We start from the raw sequence: 3,580 nt of genomic DNA on the forward strand, positions 1-3,580 counted from the left end.
TTTGGTTTCCACAGGAGGGCATCCAAGTGGTAGACGGCGATGTCGAGTTGGGTTCCCAACACGCGGGCGAGCGTCGATTTGCCCGAACCGCCTGAGCCGATGAGAAGTATTTTTTGCATCGAATACCACCTTTCAAATGTCAATCTTCATAAATTTACTGACGTCTGTGAAACCGAGTTGTTCATATAGTTGCATCGCCGTTTGATTGTGAGCATACACGTTCAGGCGCACATCAGTATGGCCCATCTGTTTGAACGTATCGAGTGCTTCTCGCATCAATAGTTTGGCATAGCCGTGACCGCGAAACGCGGGCTTGATATACAGGTCGTTCACCCAACCGACCTCTGCACCCGTCAAATAGTCGAACGCTTTATCGATTTTGCGTCCAGCCGACGAGCGTCCCACCATCGACGAGACAGAGGAAATAGGCACCAAATTTCGCAGAGTGTTCGTACGCTTCAATCATCTTTTCCCGGCTATCAGCCGAGACGTGATTGGTTGCTTCTTCGCGGTTGACGCCTGCAAGACTATAAATTTCGGTCAGTTGTGATTCGGTTGCTCGTTGAAACGTGAGATTCATATCGATTCCGCCTTTGTTAGGAGTCTGTGGATTCAAGGATACGCCATTTTTCAATGACACCGTCCTCTTCGTATAGGACGCGTACTTCCATCTGGTTCAGTACGAGCCGTTGCTCGGTGGCGAAGAGCACAATCGGATAACCGGTCGATAACGGTTCGTCCGCTTCGAACACGGGACTGTGCGCCTGCATGGCATAATAGCCGTCCGAACGCGTATTGGCCGCCCCTGCATCGACTTGAATCACCGTTTCGAACCCTTGGAGCCGGAGGATGTAACTATATGTCGTCCGGGCGCCGCGTTCGAGCCGCCATTCCTCGATGATCGCCTCGCGGCCATCTTTTACTTCTTCGAGTAAGATTTTCTGTGTCGTGTATTCCCGTTCATACGGAATCATCTCTTGAATATTCACAGCCGTCATCGTGGCCAATTTTTGTGATTCTTCCGACGGCGGGGTGATGAGAATGCCGATAAAAATTAAGATAGGGATGAGCAGATAAATGATAACCCGACTTCGCATATAGTTTCACCTGTCCTTTATCGATTTTTTCGCCATCTTCTGGCAGAACCCTGCCTAAAGCTTGAAATATGTTGCCGAAACACGTCGAAACATCTCGGATACAAGGAACCCATGTATGATGAAGTCAGGAGGGGATGAGGAATGAGAATCGGGATTATCGGCGGTGGGATTGCCGGGTTGACGACCGGGGCGTTGGCAAGTCGGATTGGTCATGACGTGACGGTGTTTGAATCATCGCGGGAGTGGGGTGGTTGCGCCGGTAAGTTCGAGCGCGGTGACTACCGGTTTCCGGCCGGGGCGACGCTCGGGATGGGGATTTGAACCGGGCGGACTACATGAACGAGTGTTGACGTACTTGGGTGAGTCGATCGACGTTCGGGCGTTAAAGGAAGTGATGCAGATTCATGTGGACGGGAAAACGGTCCGCTATTATCAAGACCCGACTCGTTTTTTACTTGAACTTGAATCGACGTTTCCCGAACTCGCTCCGCGGATTCGTGCCTTCTTGAATGAAGTATGGACCGATTTTGAGACGATTCGTCCTTTGTTTGAGACGCTACCGGCGTTGCCGTTTCGAACGATTCATGACGCATCGGTTGCGATACGTGGTTTTCGACCGACGCAACTACGTGCGTTTCGGAAGTTATACCGGTCGCTCGGTACAACGTTAAAACGGCATCGATTGGACGGGACGGCGTTCGAACGGGTCATCGACGGGATTTTGCTCGATAGTCTTCAGACCGGAGCTCGCGAGGCGAGTCACTTGCTCGCGGCCGTCGCGTTATCGATTTACCACGAAGGGGCATTTTACGTCGATGGCGGCTTGTACACGCTCGCTCACGCCTTGGAGCGCTCGATTCAAAAAGACGGCGGACAAACCCTTCTCGGACGACAAATCGTCAAACTCGAGCGCGTGGCGGACGGTTGGCTCTTGACCGATCGGCGAGGCCGGCTCGACCTCGTCGATGTCGTCGTCTCCGCCATCCCGCTCGAGGCGACCGCTCAACTACTGAGCGGAGATACGTCACGTCAATTCAGCAAGCAGTACGGGCGTCACTTAAAGCGCTCGCAATGGGGAACGTTCAGTCTGTACGTCACGTTACCTGAAGCGATATGCATGAACCGTCCGCTGTTCCAACAAGTGTATAGCGATGACTTACCGTCAGGACACGCCTTCATCTCGATGTCAGCCGCAGATGATTCGCTCCGGACCGAGCGGCCGGAACGGACCGTCACCGTCTCGACCCATATCGATTTGACAGAGTGGCAGGCTTGGAAAGACAAGGTGACGTATGAGAAACTAGAGACAGATTGGACCGAGCGTCTCGTCTCGGTTGTGAGTCGAGCGTTCCCGGACTGGAACGGCGAATCGTCTGTCATGTTGCCCGGGGGACCAGGGGCGTGGGTGAAATATACGAAACGTCCGCACGGCGCGGTCGGTGGTTATGCCCAAACACCGCAACAAGCTTTGTTCCATGCGGCGAGCTACCGGACAACCTTGCCGAACCTGTATGTCTGCGGGGATACAGTATTTCCGGGGGCAGGCACAATCGGGGCGATGACGAGCGGGCTTCATGTCGCCCGAGCGCTCGGTTCGAAGTTATGAGGGGAGACAAGTGGAGATGCATAAAAAACGGTTTGACGAATTGACGACGAGAGAACTCTATGAGTTATTGGCGCTCCGGACCGAAATCTTCGTCGTGGAACAAGATTGCCCATATCAAGAAGTCGATGGGAAAGACGTGGCGGCGGTCCATTACTGGATTGAGGCTGATGGTCGCCCGGTCGCGGCGCTACGTGTCCTCGAGGAGGAGTCGCCGGTCGCCATCGGCCGTGTCGTCACGAAATCGACGCATCGGGGACAAGGCCATTCGCGGCGTTTGATGCAAGAAGCCGTGGCTGACTTTGGGGATCGCGATTTGTACTTGCAAGCACAGACATACGTGGAGCCGTTCTATGCGAGCTTCGGGTTCACACGAACGAGCGAGGAGTACTTAGAGGACGGGATTCCTCACGTCGATATGGTTCGGACGGCGACCGTCTCGAAGTGAATCGATGCGGTACCGTTTGCCATAAGTTCGTGGTAGAATGATGAGGAATACTTGCGTGCGTCAAGGCGTGCGTTCAATCATAGAGAGCAAAGGGGTTTACGATGGTGACTGATCAAACTGTGATTCAAAAAGCGAGAGAATTAGCCGACTTATTGGCGAGCACGCCGGAAGTGGCCCGCTTCAAAGAAGCGGAAACGAAAGTGAACGAAAGTGAACGCGTTCAAACGTTGATTAAACGTATCAAATACTTACAAAAAGAAGCCGTCAACTGCAAGCACTACGGGAAGACGGAAGCGCTCGCCAAAGTTGAGCTGAAAATCGACAAGGCGATGGACGAACTCGATTCGATCCCGGTTGTCCAGGCGTTTCAGGAGACGCAAGTCGAAGTGAACGATTTGCTTCAATACGTGACGGTCACACTCGCCAACTCGG

At 53.3% G+C, this 3,580-nt stretch carries 7 protein-coding genes and 1 pseudogene; 4 read left to right on the forward strand and 4 right to left on the reverse strand.

Annotated features, from left to right (window positions below; all coding sequences use genetic code 11):
- From B9Z54_RS00210 to B9Z54_RS00220, 4 genes and pseudogenes are all read right to left on the reverse strand, one after another.
- Positions 1–119, reverse strand: a pseudogene (locus B9Z54_RS00210) (AAA family ATPase); the annotation flags it as partial.
- A gap of 13 nt (positions 120–132) precedes the next feature.
- Positions 133–357 carry a GNAT family N-acetyltransferase gene (locus B9Z54_RS00215; RefSeq protein WP_205207640.1) on the reverse strand — a complete coding sequence of 75 codons (225 nt, stop codon included), beginning with the start codon at positions 355–357 and terminating at the stop codon, positions 133–135.
- Positions 358–370: 13 nt separating this feature from the next.
- A complete protein-coding gene (locus B9Z54_RS24540) occupies positions 371–634 on the reverse strand; it encodes a hypothetical protein (protein WP_162785023.1) in 264 nt (87 codons plus the stop codon).
- The gene (locus B9Z54_RS00220) at positions 597–1,097 is read right to left on the reverse strand and encodes a hypothetical protein (protein WP_113926547.1); all 501 of its coding nucleotides are present in this window, start codon (positions 1,095–1,097) and stop codon (positions 597–599) included. The genes B9Z54_RS24540 and B9Z54_RS00220 overlap by 38 nt, the downstream gene beginning before the upstream one ends.
- Before the next feature lie 141 nt (positions 1,098–1,238).
- Here B9Z54_RS00220 and B9Z54_RS25415 point away from each other — a divergent pair, with 141 nt between their 5' ends.
- The 4 genes from B9Z54_RS25415 to B9Z54_RS00235 all read left to right on the forward strand — a co-directional run.
- Positions 1,239–1,418: an NAD(P)-binding protein gene (locus B9Z54_RS25415; protein ID WP_240189742.1), complete on the forward strand. Its 180-nt coding sequence runs from the start codon at positions 1,239–1,241 to the stop codon at positions 1,416–1,418.
- A 25-nt stretch (positions 1,419–1,443) separates the two neighbouring features.
- On the forward strand, positions 1,444–2,703 hold the full coding sequence (locus tag B9Z54_RS00225) for a phytoene desaturase family protein (RefSeq protein WP_240189743.1): 1,260 nt from the start codon (positions 1,444–1,446) through the stop codon (positions 2,701–2,703).
- A 16-nt stretch (positions 2,704–2,719) separates the two neighbouring features.
- Positions 2,720–3,148: a GNAT family N-acetyltransferase gene (locus B9Z54_RS00230; RefSeq protein WP_113926548.1), complete on the forward strand. Its 429-nt coding sequence runs from the start codon at positions 2,720–2,722 to the stop codon at positions 3,146–3,148.
- Positions 3,149–3,249: 101 nt separating this feature from the next.
- The coding region (locus B9Z54_RS00235) for a YlbF/YmcA family competence regulator (protein ID WP_113926549.1) at positions 3,250–3,580 on the forward strand (331 nt) is incomplete at its 3' end.

The sequence above is a fragment of the Bacillus sp. P14.5 genome (assembly GCF_003316765.1).
Taxonomy (GTDB): domain Bacteria; phylum Bacillota; class Bacilli; order Bacillales; family Bacillaceae_B; genus Rossellomorea.

What these genes read in the sequence shown, in the direction of transcription:
- B9Z54_RS00220 (WP_113926547.1), bottom strand. Translation starts at nt 1,097, where the DNA reads ATGCGAAGTCGGGTTATCATTTATCTGCTCATCCCTATCTTAATTTTT.
- B9Z54_RS25415 (WP_240189742.1), top strand. Translation starts at nt 1,239, where the DNA reads ATGAGAATCGGGATTATCGGCGGTGGGATTGCCGGGTTGACGACCGGG.
- B9Z54_RS00230 (WP_113926548.1), top strand. Translation starts at nt 2,720, where the DNA reads ATGCATAAAAAACGGTTTGACGAATTGACGACGAGAGAACTCTATGAG.